The organism is Streptomyces sp. NPDC041122 (assembly GCF_055592445.1).
The window spans coordinates 197,863-212,356 of the sequence record NZ_JBVIYQ010000006.1 but is presented as its reverse complement, the minus strand read 5'-3'; the positions used below and the strand labels follow the sequence as shown (position 1 = coordinate 212,356).

Below are 14,494 nucleotides of genomic sequence, written 5' to 3'. Positions count from 1 at the left end.
CCCTCGCCCCGGCTCAGCCCCGGTCCGCCAGCCGCTCGTCCTGGCGGGCGGCCGCGGCGAGGACACTGTCGAGGAGGCCGGGGAAGAGCGCGTCCAGGTCGTCGCGGCGCAGTACGTTCAGCTTCGCCGTGCCGCGGTAGATCTGCCGGATCACTCCGCTCTCCCGCAGCACCCGGAAGTGGTGCGTACAGGTGGACTTGGTGACGGGCAGGTCGAAGTACGAACAGGAGAGCCCGTCCGCCCCCTCCTCGCGGGCCAGTTCCCGCACCACCCGCATCCGCATCGGGTCGGCGAAGGCGTGCAGCACCCCTTCCAGGCGGACCTCGTCCGGCCCGGGGTGGGCGAGCGTCCTGCTGCTCGCGCTGCCTGTCGCGGCGGCGGTCGTCATGGCGGCTCCACTTCGTCCTGTGCGCCCGGGGCCCCGCCCGGACGATCCCTGGGCCCATTGTACGAGAGTCACCGTAGTTTGACAGGCGCCGTACTACGAGGTTTATCGTACGACGAGTACATCCGTCGTGAACGAATGGAGCCCGCCGTGAGCGCGCTGTTCGAGCCGTACACCCTGCGATCCCTGACGATTCCGAACCGGATCTGGATGCCCCCGATGTGCCAGTACTCGGCGGCGCCCGACGGGCCCGAGGCTGGGGTCCCGCAGGACTGGCACTTCGCGCACTACGCGGCCCGTGCCGCCGGTGGCACCGGCCTGATCATCGTCGAGGCCACCGCCGTGAGCCCCGAGGGCCGGATCAGCCCGTACGACCTGGGGATCTGGAACGACACCCAGGCCCGCGCGTTCCGTCGCACCACGGACTTCCTGAAGAGCCAGGGCACCGTGCCGGCCATCCAGCTCGCCCACGCCGGCCGCAAGGCGTCCACCGAGCGCCCGTGGAAGAGCGGCGCCCCGCTGGGCACGGACGAGGGCGGCTGGCGCCCCGTCGCCCCGAGCGAGGTCCCCTTCGCCGAGGGGCACCCCGTACCGTCGGAGCTCACCGTCGAGGAGATCCGCGAGGTCGTCGGCCAGTTCGCCGAGGCCGCGCGGCGCGCGCTGGACGCCGGCTTCGAGATCGCCGAGCTGCACGGCGCCCACGGCTACCTGATCGGCGAGTTCCTCTCGCCGCACAGCAACAGGCGCACCGACGTGTACGGCGGCTCGTACGAGAACCGCACCCGCTTCGCGCTCGAAGTGGTCGACGCGGTGCGGGAGGTGTGGCCGCAGGACAAGCCCCTGTTCTTCCGGATCTCCGCCACCGACTGGCTGGACGAGGCGGGCTGGACCGCGGACGAGACCGTCCGCTTCGCCGGCACGCTCAAGGAGCACGGCGTCGATCTGCTCGACGTCTCCACCGGCGGCAACGCCTCCGGCGTCAGGATCCCCGTCGAGCCCGGCTACCAGGTGCCGTTCGCGGCGCGGGTGAAGGCCGAGACGGCGCTGCCGGTCGCCGCGGTGGGGCTGATCACCGAGGTGGCCCAGGCCGAGAAGATCCTCGCCAACGGCGAGGCGGACGCCGTCCTGCTGGGCCGGGAGCTCCTGCGGGACCCGTCGTGGGCACGGCGCGCGGGACGCGAGCTCGGCGCCGAGGTGCACGTGCCGGACCAGTACCACCGCTCCGTCTGACGGCTGCCGCCCGTCGCATGCCGCGTAGCCGCCCGATTGGGACGGGCGGCGCGGGGCACCCGTTCGCCGAACCTCATCCGATACGGTCGGATCCCATGCGGCGCGGGAGGGGCGGCCATGACCGCGGAGCGACTTCCGGAGCACGAGCAGCGCGTTCTGGACGAGCTGGAGGACTCACTCCGGCTCGACCGGGCCTTTCGGATCCGCTGGCAGCTGCGCTGCGGGCTCACGCGGCTGAGGCATCACGCGCGAACCGTACTGACGCACACGCCGCACCCGTTCACCGTGGCCTGCCTCGCGGTGCTGAGCGGCACGCTGCTCGTCATCGGGCTCCGCACCTCCACACCGGCCGTGGTCTGGGCCTTCGCCGGCCTGTGGGCGCTCACGCTGATCGGCGCGCTGCGCCTTTTGTGCCCGTTGACGGACCGCGTCCCGAACGACCCGTGAGCCGCCCCTCCTTGGGATCCGTCACCGGAAACCCCCGCTCGCGCACCCTCACTCGGGAATGACCGCCAGGGTGAAGGAGTGGCCCATGGGGTCGGAGTAGGTCCGGGTGTCCCGCGGCCCGCTGTTGTCCTTGGTGTCGACGGGGCGCGCGCCCAGACCGACCGCCTCGCGCTCCGCCTCGTCGATGTCCCCGCGGGCCACCATGATCCGCAGGTGAGCCTGCTGCGAGTCCTCGGGCCGGGGCCAGCTCGGCGGGATGTAGTCGCGCTCCCGGTGCACCGCGAGGCAGACCCCGTCCTCGTGGGTGACCTCGACGTAGTCCGGGTCCTTGCTCAACTGCGTCTCTCCCCCCAGCAGTCCGGCATAGAACTCGGCGAGCCGCTCCGGCTCCGAGCAGTCCAGTACGAGCACGGTCTTCTTGTGAACGGTCATACGGACCGGATCCCCCGCGCCGCCCCCTCCAAACGGCGTGCGGCGTCCCGGCACTTACGGGCCTCGGCGCGCCTCACTTCATCCACTCCCCCTCGTACCGCGCGTATGTGCCGTCGTGGGTGGCGAGGTGGACGAACTGGTCGACGTACGCGGTGAACTCGCCGTCGCCGCGCGGTGTCGCGTACGCCTTCTCCGAGAAGGTGAAGGGCTTGTCGGGGTGGAGGGAGCAGAGTTCGGGGTGGATCTTCGACTGGTAGCGGGTCTCGCTCGCGTCCGTCATCATCACGTCCGCCCGGCCGTCGACGATCTCCTGGAAGATCGTGGTGTTCTCCGGGTGCAGCGCGATGGTCGCCCGCTTGATGTGGGCGCGGGCGAACTCCTCGTTCGTGCCACCGGGGTTGACGACGACCCGCGTGCCGGGCCGGTCGATGTCCTTGAGGGTGCCCGCGCCGAACTTCTCCTTGTCCGCGCAGCGCACGATGGGCGTCTTGCCGTCCTCGCGCGTCGGCTCGCCGAAGGAGACCTGCCGGGCGCGCGGCAGCGTGATGGACAGGCCGCCGACGCCGATGTCGCACCGCCGCGTCGCCACGTCGCGGGTCAGCTCCGCCCACGTCGTGGCGAGGAACCTGGGCTTCGCGTCGAGGCTCTTCGCCAGGTCGCGCGCCATCGAGATGTCGATCCCGCGGTACGTGCCGTCGGCGGGATCCCGCTGCGTGAACGGGGCGTAGTCGCCGGTCGTGCAGACCTTCAGGACCCCCTTCTTCGGGACGGAGTCCAGAAGACTGCCGTGCCGGCGCGCCGCCGGGTCCGGCCGCGCGCCCGCGGCGGAGGGAGCGGCGGGCGCGGCTGCGGTGACGACCAGCAGGCAGACCAGGGCGGACAAGGTGGCGGCACGCTTCACAGGAGGCTCCTCTGCGATGGGCGGGAACGGCTGGTCTGCGGTGGGGGGGACGGCTGGGCGAGATCACCCTCGCAGACCCTCATCCGCGGATGAACCCCCTTCTCACGGAGCGAGCGGCGTGAGGAAGGCCGGGGTCAGGTCCGGTTCCTCGCCGGCGTACGCGTCCTCGTCGAACGGGTACAGGGGCCGCTCCACCCGGTGGTGGCCGAGGCGCAGCAGGTCCTGGTCGACGCCGCCCGGTGTCAGGGCGAGCAGCCAGTCGGCCGCCATGTCGTACAGCTCGGGCTCCAGATAGCCGATCTTCACGGCCACGATGTCGTACGTACGCGGGTCGATGCCGAGGCCGCCCTCGGCGGGGCCCAGGAAGTCGGCCAGGGTGTGGAACGGCTTGCGGCGCTCGACGAGGACGACCGTGAGGCCACCGCTGCGTACCGCCGCCATGTCGACGCCGCGGTCGTACGCGCCGCCCTCCGCGCGGTCCTTCTGGTCGGCGGCGCGCTGCAACGCGACGACGGTGCCGGTGAGTTCGTACGGACCGCCGTGGTGCGGGTCGACCTTGCCGCCGACGCTCAGCGTCACCTCCGCGCCCACGCCCGCGTCGAAACAGCGGGCGACGGCGACCGGGTCGGTGATGCCGGGGTGGACGGCGGTGACCTCGCCGGAGCGGATCGCGTCGTTCTCCAGGAGCTTGCCGAGCATGTACGCGAGGTCGCCCGCGCCGCCCGCCGTCGGGTTGTCGCCCGAGTCGCTGATCAGGAAGGGGCGCTGGGGCGAGGCCACCGCACGCTCGACGCACTCCTCGGCGGTGCCGGTCGGGCCGACGAAGACGAAGTCGCGGCGGGCCCGCCAGTACCGGCGGGCGAGCTTCTCGGCCTCGGCCGCGGCGAGTTCGGCGTCGTCGCCGGTGACGACGATGGCGGCCTTGCAGCGCGGCTCGTCGGCCCAGGCGTAGCCGACCCACATCGCGGCGTCGAGGATGCCGGGCCGCCGCTCGATCTCGGCGAGCGAGGCGTAGAGGGACTTGGCGGGCTCCAGGCGGGTGCTGGTCTTCTCGCCGGGGAGCAGGACCGGCACCTGGACCCAGGCGCGGTGCGGGCGGACTCCGTCGAGCAGGCAGCGCACCAGGTTGCGGGCCGCGCGCTCGCGGGTCTCCCAGGCGTCCTCGTGCGGGGCGAGCCGGTGCGCGGTGAGCAGGTCGACGGGGTCGGCGAAGCGGCGCGAGACGTTGCCGTGCAGGTCCATGGCGGTGGAGATCATGGGGCGGCCGACGCCGTCGGGGGTGCCGACGGCGTCGAGGGCGGCGCGGACCGCCTCGGTCAGGTCGGCCTCGGCGTCGGTGAGGCCGACGACGCTCATCGCGCCGTGGATGTCGTACACGAGGCCGTCGAGCGGGCCCGCCTCCCTGATGCGGGTGACGAGTTCGTCCTTGAGGATCAGGTACGACTCCGCCTCCACCGGGCCGCCGGGCAGGGAGGTCGCGTGCAGCAGGGGCACCCACTCGACGGCCGCGGCGAGGTCGGAGTCCGCCCGCGTCCAGGTGTAGCGGGCGAGGAGTTCCTGGCCGCGCGTCCGGCGGAAGTCGTCCGTGGTGGAGCGGTGCGGGCAGAACGTGGACGACTCGATGCCGATGCCGCCGATGCCGATGCGCAGGCGGCGGGGGTGGGCGGAGGGGGTCATGCGGGTGCGCTCTCTTCCTGGTGGGCGGGGGCCTGGCCGGCCGGGGCGGTCGGGAGGTGGTGGCGCAGGGCGGTGAGGCCGGCGCCGAGGAGGCCCGCGTCGGCGCCGGTGACGGTGGTGGTGATCTCCAGGTCAGCGGTGGCGAGCGGCAGGCAGCGTTCGTAGAGGACCCCGCGTACGGCGGCGACCAGGGGTTCGGCGGTGGCGAGTACGCCGCCGAGCGCCACGGCCTGCGGGTTGAAGAAATTGACGACGACGGACAGGACGGTGCCGATGTGCCGTCCCGCCGTGCGGACCAGGGTGGTGGCCTGCGGGTCGCCGTCCGCCACGAGACGCAGCAGATCGGCGGTGTCGTTCACCTCGACGCCCCGCAGGGCGAGTTCGCGGATGAGGGCGGCGCCGCTGGCGACGGTCTCCAGACAGCCGATGTTGCCGCAGCTGCACGGGCGGTCGCCGGCCGCGTCGACGCGGACGTGGCTGATGTCGCCCGCGCTGCCGTTCGCGCCGTCGTGCGGGCGGCCCGCGGAGATGACCCCGCTGCCGATGCCCCGCCCGGCCTTGACGACGACGAGATGATCCAGTTCGGGGCGCGCGACGCGATGTTCGCCCACGGCCATCATCGTGGCGTCGTTGTCGACGGTGACGGGGATGCCGAGCCGCTCGGCGAGGACGTCGCGCAGCGGGTAGCGGTGCCAGCCGGGCATCCGGGACGGGCTGAGGACGCGTCCGGTGGCAGGCTGTACGGGGCCGGGGAAGGCGACGCCGAACGCACGCACCGTACGGCCCTCCGCACGCCGGCGGGCGACGAACTCCTCGGCCTGGCCGCAGAGCCAGTCGACGGCGGACTCGGGCCCGGCGGTGATGTCGTGCGGCAGGTCGACGGCGTCGCTGACCTCGCCGCCGAGGTCGACCACGCCGAGCCGCGCGTGGTGGCTGCCGAGGTCCGCGGCGAGGGCGACGCCGCCCTGCGGGGCCACGCGCAGCAGCCGCGGCCTGCGCCCGCCGCGCGAGGCGCCCTCGCCGGATTCGGAGAGCAGCCCGGCGTCGACGAGTTCCTGTACCCGCAGGGAGACCGTCGAGGGGGCGAGGCCCAGTTCGCGTACGAGGTCCGCCCGGGACGTGGCGGCGCCCGAGGAGACCAGATGCACGATGTGCAGCGCCGATCCCGGCTCGCCGAGTGGTGTTCCGGTCATGGCGCCCCCAGTTGCTTCGAGATGTTCATTCGACAACGGGACGAACACTAAGTCCGACCGAACCAAGTTGACCACCCCTCCCTGATTTTCCACTTCTTGCCGAATGAAGCTATTGACTTGTTTTTCACCGTCGGCCTAGCGTTCGGGCGCCGCCCCGTCGTTCTCCGGCACGGGCCGGCCCCGTCCCCCTTGGAGGCCCATCGCCATGCGCTCACTCAGGTCCGCGGCGGCCGCGCTGCTCGTCCTCGCGGCGGCCCTCACCGGCTGCACCCGCGAGGGCGGCAGCATCGACATGGGCCCCACCGGCGGCACGCCCGTGGAGGGCGGCACGGCGACGATGGCGCTGCCACCGGCCGCGACACCCAACTGGATCTTCCCGATCGGCGCGCCCGGGTACGGCGCCTCGTACAACTACGGCATCTACGCCCTGATGTTCCTGCCGGTGTACGACCCCGTGCAGGACACGGAACGGCACGAGCTGACCACGCACGGGCCGGGCACGCTCGGTCTGGAGCCGAAGTACAGCGACGGCAACAAGACGGTGACCGTGCCGCTGCGCGAGGGCGTCAAGTGGTCCGACGGCACGCCGGTCACCGCCCGCGACCTGGAGTTCTGGTTCCACCTCGTCAAGGCCAACAAGGCGGAGTGGGGAAGCTATTCGGTCGGCACGATGCCGGACAACGTCAAGCGGTTCGAGACCCTCGACGACCACACCGTTCGGCTGCACCTCACTCGCGCGTACAACCCGGACTGGTTCACCGCCAACCAGCTCACCCTGCTGCGGGCGCTCCCCCAGCACGCCTGGGACGCGAAGACCGACGGCGGGCGGATCGGCGACTGGGACCGCACCCCCGCGGGCGCCAAGGCCGTCTTCGCGCGGCTGACGAAGCACGCCAAGAGCCTCGGCTCGTACGCCTCCGATCCGCTCTGGAAGACGGTCAACGGGCCCTGGAAGCTGGCCGGCTGGCGCGACAGCGGACAGGTCACCATCGTCCCGAACGAGAAGTTCACCGGCCCGGAGTCGGAGCGCCCGCACCTGGACAAGGTGGTCTTCAAACCGTTCACGACCGCCGACTCCGAGTACAACGTGCTGCGGTCCGGCGGCGTCGACTACGGCTACATCCCGCCGTCGGTGATGGCGCAGAAGAAGAAGTTCGAGGACAAGGGGTACCGCGTCGATCCGTGGGAGGGCTGGGCGGCGACGTACATCGTCTACAACTTCAACTCCGCCCACGGCGGCCCGATGATGGACCAGCTGTACATCCGCCGGGCCATGCAGCACCTGGTCGACCAGAAGGCGATGAGCGACGTCATCTGGCAGGGCAGCGCGACACCGACGCTCGGCCCGGTGCCGGTGACGCCCAAGAGCCAGTACCTGTCGCCCGAGATGGAGAAGAACCGGTACCCGTTCTCCGTCGACAAGGCCAAGGCGCTGCTGACGCGGCACGGTTGGCGGATCGAGGACGGCACGGCGCGGTGCGTGCGCCCCGGCACGGGATCGGACCGGTGCGGCAAGGGCATCGAGCGGAACGCCCCGCTCGAACTCACCCTGCTCTCCCAGTCCGGTTCCACCGAGACGACGAACATGATGCAGGAGCTCAAGTCGTCGCTCTCCAAGGCCGGCATCGGGCTGACCGTGCGCCAGCAGCCGCTGAACTCGGTCCTCGGCAACTCCGTGCCGTGCCGGGCGAAGGACCCCGGCTGCGACTGGGACATGTCCTTCTTCGGGACGGCCGGCAGCTGGTACTACCCGCTCAACCCCAGCGGCGAACAGCTCTTCTCCACGGGCGCCTCCGCCAACTTCGGCAACTACAGCGACAAGCGGGCGGACCGCATCATCCGGGGCGTGCAGTACTCCCCCGACATGAAGGCCGTCCACGAGTACGGCGCCTACCTCGCGGAGCAGCTGCCCGTGATGTGGATGCCCAACCCGGCGTACCAGGTGTCGGTGATCCGCAACGACCTGCGCGGCGTCTCGCAGAACCCGACCGTCACGTTCGCGCCCCAGCACTGGTACTACGTCAAGAAGAAGGGAGCCGAGAAGTGACCGGCTTCACCGGCTTTCTGGTCAAGCGCCTCCTTCAGGCGATCGTCGTCCTCTTCCTGGTGTCGGTCATCGTCTTCGTGCTGCTGCACCTGCTGCCGGGCGGCCCGGCCCGCGCGATCCTCGGCCCGAAGGGCACACCGCAGCAGATCGAGCACTTCAACCACCAGCAGGGCTACGACCGTTCACTCCCGACGCAGTACGCGATGTATGTGAAGCGGCTGCTCACCGGGGACCTCGGCGAGTCCTTCAAGCTCAACTCGCCCGTCTTCGACCTGCTGAAGCAGCGGCTGCCGAAGACGTTGCTCCTGACGGTCCTCTCCACCGCGCTGGCGGCCGTCATCGCGGTGCCGCTGGGCCTGCTGCAGGCCGTGCGGCGCGGCAAGGCGTCCGACTACGCGCTCACGGGCCTGGCCTTCCTGATGTACGCCACGCCGGTGTTCTTCCTCGGCCTCATCATGATCATCCTGTTCGCGCAGGTCCTGCCCGTCCTCCCGGCGGAGGCGCCGCAGGGCGAGACGGTCGGCCAACTCCTCGGCGACTTCACCGGGTTGGTCCTTCCCGTGGTCACGATGGCGTTCGGCATCATCGCGATGTTCAGCCGGTACATGCGCTCGGCGGTGCTCGACAACCTCAGCGAGGAGTACGTCCGCACCGCGATGGCCAAGGGCCAGTCGAGCCGGAGGATCATGGTCCGGCACGTCCTGCGCAACGCGCTGATCCCCCTCGCGACGCTTCTCGGCCTCTACCTGCCGACCCTCTTCAGCGGCGCCCTCGTCGTCGAGTCGATGTTCAACTACCCGGGCATGGGGCTGCTGTTCTGGAACGCGGCGCAGGGATCCGACTTCCCCGTCCTGCTCGGTGTGACGCTCGTCGTCGGTGTCGCCACCGTCGTCGGCTCACTGCTCACCGACGTCCTGTACGCCGTCCTCGACCCCCGGATACGGAGCGTGGCATGAGTACCATGGTCACCCCGGCCACCGCGCCGGGCCACGAGGACGCCGCGCAGGCCACTCCCTCGCTGGCCCGCCGTACGCTCCGGGTCTTCACCGGCAACAAACTCGCCCTGACGGGCGTGGTGGTGCTGCTCCTGCTGCTCGCGTTCAGCTATCTCGGGCCGCTGGTGTACGACACCGAGCAGATCCACACCGACCTCACGCAGGCGAACCTGTCGCCGGGCACCTCCGGCCACCTCCTCGGCACCACCGACCTCGGCTACGACATGGTCGGCCGGCTGATGGTCGCCGGGCGGACCTCCCTGGAGATCGGCCTGGCGGCGGGCCTTCTCGCCACCCTCTTCGGCACCGTGTACGGCGCGATATCGGGCTACTTCGGCGGCTGGGTCGACGCCGCGATGATGCGGATCACGGACGCCGCGCTCGCCATCCCGGCGATGTTCCTGCTCGTCGTGGTGGCCGCGATCATCACCCCCAGCAAGGGCGTCCTCGTCGTGATCATCGCGGCGGTGGCGTGGCTGTCCCCCGCCCGGCTGGTGCGCGGCGAGGCGCTCTCGCTGCGCAACCGCGAGTACGTACAGGCCATGCGGATGATGGGCGGCGGCGGGACGCGCGCCGTGTTCAAGCACATCGTGCCGAACGCGATCGGCACGGTCATCGTCAACTGCACGTTCCAGATCGCCGACGCGATCCTCTACGTCAGCTATCTCGCGTTCCTCGGCCTGAGCATCCCGCCGCCCTCGGCCGACTGGGGATCGATGCTGTCGGCCGGCATCACCTATACGCAGAACGGCTACTGGTGGCTGATCTTCCCGCCGGGCATCGCGATCGTGCTGGTCGTCGCCGCGTTCAACTTCATCGGCGACGGGCTGCGGGACGCGTTCGACGTGCGGCTGCGGAAGTAACAGGAGAGACGAGAAGATGACCGAGCCCCAGCCCACGCAGTCGCAGCGCACGAACGAGGCGTCCGCGCCCGAAGCCCTGCTCTCCATCGAGGACCTGCGCGTCGACATCGCCTCGCGCGAGCGCACCGTCCACGCCCTCGACGGCGTCTCCCTCTCCCTCGCCCCCGGCGAGGCCCTGGGCGTCGTCGGGGAGTCCGGCTGCGGCAAGACGATGACCGCGCTGAGCGTCCTCGGACTGCTGCCGCCGGGCGGGAGGATCACCGGTGGGCGCGTCCTGTTCGACGGGCAGGACCTCGCCACGGCGCCCGCCCCGGTCCTCCAGGACGTCCGCGGCAACACCATCGGCATGGTCTTCCAGGACCCGCTGACCTCCCTCAATCCGACGATGACCATCGGCGCGCAGGTGGCGGAGCCGCTGCTCCTGCACCGCCCCGGCATCGGCGGCAAGGAGGCCTGGGCCCGCGCCCAGGAGATGCTGCGCCTGGTCGGCATGGGCCGGCCCGCCGAGCGCATGAAGGCCTACCCGCACCAGCTGTCCGGCGGCATGCGCCAGCGCGTGGCCATCGCCATGGCCCTGGTCTGCGAGCCGAAGCTGCTGATCGCGGACGAGCCGACGACCGCACTCGACGTGACGACACAGCACCAGATCCTGGAGCTGATCGACGACCTGCGCACCCGCCTCGGCATGGCGATGATCCTGGTCACCCACGACCTGGGCGTCATCGCCAACCGGGTGGACCGGGTCGCGGTGATGTACGCGGGCAAGGTCGCCGAGGAGTCCGGTGTACGCGGCCTGTTCGCGCGGCCCCGCCACCGCTACACCGAGGCGCTCTTCGCCGCGCTGCCCGAACGCGCCGCCGGGCGCGGCACCGAACTGCACACCATCGCGGGCCTGCCGCCGAACCTCGCGGCGCCCCCGGCCGGCTGCCGGTTCGCGCCGCGCTGCACCTTCGCCACCGACACCTGCCGCGCCGAGGAGCCGCGGCTCGTGGACGACCCGGCGCAGGGCGCGGAGCACCGGTTCGCGTGCTTCCACCCGGTGCCGGACGTCGTCGCGTCCGAGGACGACGTGGTCCTGCCCCCGCCCGTGCCGGCCACCGGCGCCCCCGGTGCCGTACTCCTCGAACTCGACGCGCTGGTCAAGGAGTTCCCGCTCAAGGGCGGTGCGTTCGCGCGCAGCCGGGGCACGGTCAGCGCGGTCGGCGGGGTGTCGCTCACCGTCCGCAAGGGCGAGACGTTCGGCATGGTCGGCGAGTCCGGCTGCGGCAAGACGACGCTCGGGCGGATCGTCGCGGGCCTGGAGGAGCCGACCGGCGGCGCGGTGCGGTTCGACGGTGCCGATCCGGCGCGGATGTCGCGGGCGCAGCGGCGCGCGCACCGCCGCCGCGTCCGGCTGATGTTCCAGGACTCCACCGCGGCGATGGACCCGCGCATGCGGGTCGGCGAGATCCTGCGCGAGCCGCTCGTCATCCAGGGTGTCGGCGACCGTGCCGAGCGCGAGAAGCGCGTCGCCGACCTCCTCGACGCCGTGGGGCTCCCGCGCGGCGCCGTGCACCGCTACCCGCACGAGTTCTCCGGCGGCCAGCGCCAACGCCTGGGGCTCGCGCGGGCGTTGACGCTCTCCCCGGATCTGGTCGTGGCGGACGAACCGGTCTCCGCGCTCGACGTATCCGTGCAGGCGCAGATCCTCAACCTGATGCGCGAGCTGCAACGGGAGCGCGGACTGACGTATCTGTTCATCTCCCACGACCTGGCCGTCGTGCGGCATCTGGCGGACACCGTCGGCGTGATGTACCTGGGCAAGCTCGTCGAGTCCGGTCCGGCCGAGCGCGTGTACGCCCATCCGCTGCACCCCTACACGCGCGGGCTCCTGGACACGGTCAACCTGCCCGACCCGGAGGCGGCCACCGGGTCCGCACCCACCACCCCCCTGAGGGGCGAGACCCCGTCCGCGGCGACGCCTCCGTCGGGCTGCCGCTTCCGCACCCGCTGTCCACGCGCCCAGGACGTGTGCGCCACGACCGAACCACAGGCCCGCACACCCGACGGCGAGGGACACCAGGTGGCCTGCCACTTCCCCCTGGAGCACGTGCCGGAGGCGGGCCCCACCCGGGGATGAACCGGCAGACCGATGGCCCTGCGCGCGGACGGCATCCCGCCCGAGGCCTCGCCCCGATCCGGTCACGGTGCTAGCCTGAGCACCACCTAACAGTGTTAGACAGCGTGCCTCGCCGGTCCGCGGGGCGCGGTCAGGGCGCCGTCCCCAGGGGGTTACGTGACTGCCGAGGCATCCGCTCCGATCGGCCTCCCCGGAGGCCCGTACGACCCGCCGCACGCCAGGGTGCTCTCCCTCGCCGCGGCGAAGTGGGTGTCCCAGCCCCTCTCCGTGCTCACCTCGCTGGGCGTCGCCGACGTGCTCGCCGAAGGGCCGCTCCCCGTCGCGGAGATCGCCTCCGCCGTCGGCGCGCACGCCCCGGCGCTGCACCGCTGTCTGCGCGCCACGGCTTCGGTGGGCGTCTTCGAGGAGCTCTCCGACGGGCGGTTCGGGCTGACCCCGATGGCCGACTGCCTGCGCGAGGACACCCCGACTCCCATACGCAACTGGGTGCTCATGCTCACCGAGGGCCCGATGTGGGACTCCTTCGGCCGGCTCATGGACACCGTGCGCACCGGGCGCCCCGCCTTCGAGGCCGCCCACGGCATGCCGCTCTTCGAGCACCTCGACAAGAACGTCGCCTTCCGGTCCGTCTACGAGAGCGCGATGGGCGAGCTCACCTCGGAGCTCGCCGCCGAGCTCGCACCCGCACTCGATTTCGGCGCGTACGGCACACTCGTCGATCTCGGCGGCGGGGACGGCGAGTTGCTCGGCACGCTGCTCGCCCACGCTCCCGCGAGCACCGGCGTCCTGGTCGAGCGGCCGCACGTCATCGACCTGGCCCGCGAGCGGCTCGGCCGGCTCGGCGTCGCGGACCGGGTGCGCCTGGTGGCGGGCGACGCGACCGAGGACGTCCCGGCGGGCGGTGACGCGTACCTGATCAAGAACATGCTGCACTGCTTCGACGACGCCACCGCGCTCACCGTGCTCCGCAAGGTCCGCGAGGCGGGCGGCGACGGCGCCCGCCTCATCGTCATCGAGGCCGTCGTGCCACCGGGCAACGGCTTCCACTGGGCCAAGCTCATCGACATCGAGATGCTCGCCGACAACGACGGACGCGAGCGCCGCGAGGACGAGTGGCGCGAGCTGCTGCGCCGCGCGGGCTTCACGCTGGAGCGCGTCCTCCCCGCGACGCCGCCCCAGTCGGTGCTGATCGCCCGGCCCGCGCAGCCGGCCTGAGCCGTCCCCCGAACCGGATCCATCCCCACACCAAGGAGGCAACCCCCATGCGAGCACCGTGGAAGGGCGACCCCGTGGAACGGGCCCGCAACCGCGCCCGGCAGCACGTCCTGCAGAAGAAACAGGACGAGGAGCAGGCCCGCAACCGCGAGCGCCAGGAGCGCGAGCAGGCCGAGCGGGACGCCCGGCAGACGCGGCAGGACCGCGACGGCTAGAGCACGACACCGCGCGGCGGGACCGGCCGGACGCGCTCTAGGAGCCGCTCCCCGCGAGCCGGTCCCGCAGCCCGTCGAGCAGCCGGTCGAGCCCGTAGTTGAAGCGCGCCTCGATGTCGGGGCGCGCGAGCCGGGCGCCGACCGCGACGACGTTGGGGTACTCCTGCGCCGACAGGCCGGCGAGCCGCTCCCGCGCCGCTTCCAGGAACTCCATGGGGTCGGCGCCGCGCGCCACGTCCGCCGAGAGCGGCGACGTCTCGTGCAGCACGAAGCCCTGCACGTACTGGGTCAGGGAGTAGAGCGAGTCCGCGGTGTCCTGGTCGTCGAATCCGGCGCCGCGCACCACGCCGAGGATGACCTCCGCGTGCCGCAGGAAGTGCGGACCCAACTGCAGCCGGCCCGCGAGGACCCGGCCCGAATCCCGCTTGGACAGCAGGTACTTGCGGTACTCCTGCATCATCTCGCGCAGCCCGGTCTGCCAGTCGCCGTCGTCGGGCACGTGGACGTCGAGGCGCAGATCGGCGAGGAGGGAGTCGGCGAGGAGGTCGAGCAGCTCGTCCTTGTTGCGGACGTACCAGTACAACGAGGGCGCCTGGATGGACAGTTCGTCCGCGAGACGGCGCATCGACAGGGCGTCGAGGCCGTCCCGTTGGAGCGTGCGCTGCGCCGCCGCGGTGACGGCCTCCAGCGTGATGGACGGTCTCGGCTGGCGCCGGGCCGTGTTGGCGGCTCGCTGGCCTGGCATGCGCCGACCCCCTCTGGTTCCCGGTGTCCT

General features: G+C 71.8%; 14 protein-coding genes. 8 read left to right on the top strand and 6 right to left on the bottom strand.

Translation table 11 applies throughout. The annotated features are described in order from the left end of the window. Positions 1 to 13 precede the first annotated feature (13 nt). Positions 14 to 388 (bottom strand): ArsR/SmtB family transcription factor, encoded by a 375-nt coding sequence (locus tag ACZ6B8_RS22460; protein ID WP_471082104.1) that lies wholly within the window; start codon positions 386 to 388, stop codon positions 14 to 16. Between the two features lie 147 nt (positions 389 to 535). Here ACZ6B8_RS22460 and ACZ6B8_RS22455 point away from each other — a divergent pair, with 147 nt between their 5' ends. Both ACZ6B8_RS22455 and ACZ6B8_RS22450 read left to right on the top strand, forming a co-directional pair. Beyond that, positions 536 to 1,615 (top strand): NADH:flavin oxidoreductase/NADH oxidase, encoded by a 1,080-nt coding sequence (locus ACZ6B8_RS22455; RefSeq protein WP_471608310.1) that lies wholly within the window; start codon positions 536 to 538, stop codon positions 1,613 to 1,615. Between the two features lie 117 nt (positions 1,616 to 1,732). After that, positions 1,733 to 2,062, top strand: a complete 330-nt coding sequence (locus ACZ6B8_RS22450) for a DUF3040 domain-containing protein (RefSeq protein ID WP_471608309.1) — start codon at positions 1,733 to 1,735, stop codon at positions 2,060 to 2,062. Between the two features lie 48 nt (positions 2,063 to 2,110). On the opposite strand, the gene ACZ6B8_RS22445 is transcribed toward ACZ6B8_RS22450, so the two are convergent. From ACZ6B8_RS22445 to ACZ6B8_RS22430, 4 genes are all read right to left on the bottom strand, one after another. After that, the gene (locus tag ACZ6B8_RS22445) at positions 2,111 to 2,494 is read right to left on the bottom strand and encodes a VOC family protein (RefSeq protein ID WP_471082113.1); all 384 of its coding nucleotides are present in this window, start codon (positions 2,492 to 2,494) and stop codon (positions 2,111 to 2,113) included. 73 nt (positions 2,495 to 2,567) lie between these two features. Then, on the bottom strand, positions 2,568 to 3,395 hold the full coding sequence (locus tag ACZ6B8_RS22440) for a transporter substrate-binding domain-containing protein (RefSeq protein WP_471608308.1): 828 nt from the start codon (positions 3,393 to 3,395) through the stop codon (positions 2,568 to 2,570). Positions 3,396 to 3,497: 102 nt separating this feature from the next. Beyond that, positions 3,498 to 5,072, bottom strand: a complete 1,575-nt coding sequence (locus tag ACZ6B8_RS22435; protein ID WP_471608307.1) for a M81 family metallopeptidase — start codon at positions 5,070 to 5,072, stop codon at positions 3,498 to 3,500. After that, the gene (locus ACZ6B8_RS22430; RefSeq protein WP_471608306.1) at positions 5,069 to 6,265 is read right to left on the bottom strand and encodes an ROK family protein; all 1,197 of its coding nucleotides are present in this window, start codon (positions 6,263 to 6,265) and stop codon (positions 5,069 to 5,071) included. Before ACZ6B8_RS22430 ends, ACZ6B8_RS22435 begins: the two co-directional genes overlap by 4 nt. 205 nt (positions 6,266 to 6,470) lie before the next feature. Between ACZ6B8_RS22430 and ACZ6B8_RS22425 the strand changes: the two genes are divergently transcribed. The 6 genes from ACZ6B8_RS22425 (at position 6,471) to ACZ6B8_RS22400 (ending at position 13,719) form a co-directional block, all read left to right on the top strand. Next, on the top strand, positions 6,471 to 8,312 hold the full coding sequence (locus tag ACZ6B8_RS22425) for a peptide ABC transporter substrate-binding protein (RefSeq protein ID WP_471608305.1): 1,842 nt from the start codon (positions 6,471 to 6,473) through the stop codon (positions 8,310 to 8,312). Beyond that, positions 8,309 to 9,268: an ABC transporter permease gene (locus ACZ6B8_RS22420; RefSeq protein ID WP_471608304.1), complete on the top strand. Its 960-nt coding sequence runs from the start codon at positions 8,309 to 8,311 to the stop codon at positions 9,266 to 9,268. Before ACZ6B8_RS22425 ends, ACZ6B8_RS22420 begins: the two co-directional genes overlap by 4 nt. Further along, positions 9,265 to 10,170 (top strand): ABC transporter permease, encoded by a 906-nt coding sequence (locus tag ACZ6B8_RS22415; protein WP_471608303.1) that lies wholly within the window; start codon positions 9,265 to 9,267, stop codon positions 10,168 to 10,170. The genes ACZ6B8_RS22420 and ACZ6B8_RS22415 overlap by 4 nt, the downstream gene beginning before the upstream one ends. Positions 10,171 to 10,186: 16 nt before the next feature. Then, positions 10,187 to 12,289 (top strand): ABC transporter ATP-binding protein, encoded by a 2,103-nt coding sequence (locus ACZ6B8_RS22410; protein ID WP_471608302.1) that lies wholly within the window; start codon positions 10,187 to 10,189, stop codon positions 12,287 to 12,289. A 156-nt stretch (positions 12,290 to 12,445) separates the two neighbouring features. Further along, complete coding sequence (locus ACZ6B8_RS22405; RefSeq protein WP_471608301.1) at positions 12,446 to 13,504, top strand: methyltransferase; 1,059 nt, start codon at positions 12,446 to 12,448, stop codon at positions 13,502 to 13,504. Positions 13,505 to 13,551: 47 nt separating this feature from the next. Continuing rightward, positions 13,552 to 13,719 carry a hypothetical protein gene (locus ACZ6B8_RS22400; RefSeq protein ID WP_471608300.1) on the top strand — a complete coding sequence of 56 codons (168 nt, stop codon included), beginning with the start codon at positions 13,552 to 13,554 and terminating at the stop codon, positions 13,717 to 13,719. A 37-nt stretch (positions 13,720 to 13,756) separates the two neighbouring features. On the opposite strand, the gene ACZ6B8_RS22395 is transcribed toward ACZ6B8_RS22400, so the two are convergent. Next, positions 13,757 to 14,464: a TetR/AcrR family transcriptional regulator gene (locus ACZ6B8_RS22395; RefSeq protein WP_471082142.1), complete on the bottom strand. Its 708-nt coding sequence runs from the start codon at positions 14,462 to 14,464 to the stop codon at positions 13,757 to 13,759. Between the last annotated feature and the right edge of the window lie 30 nt (positions 14,465 to 14,494).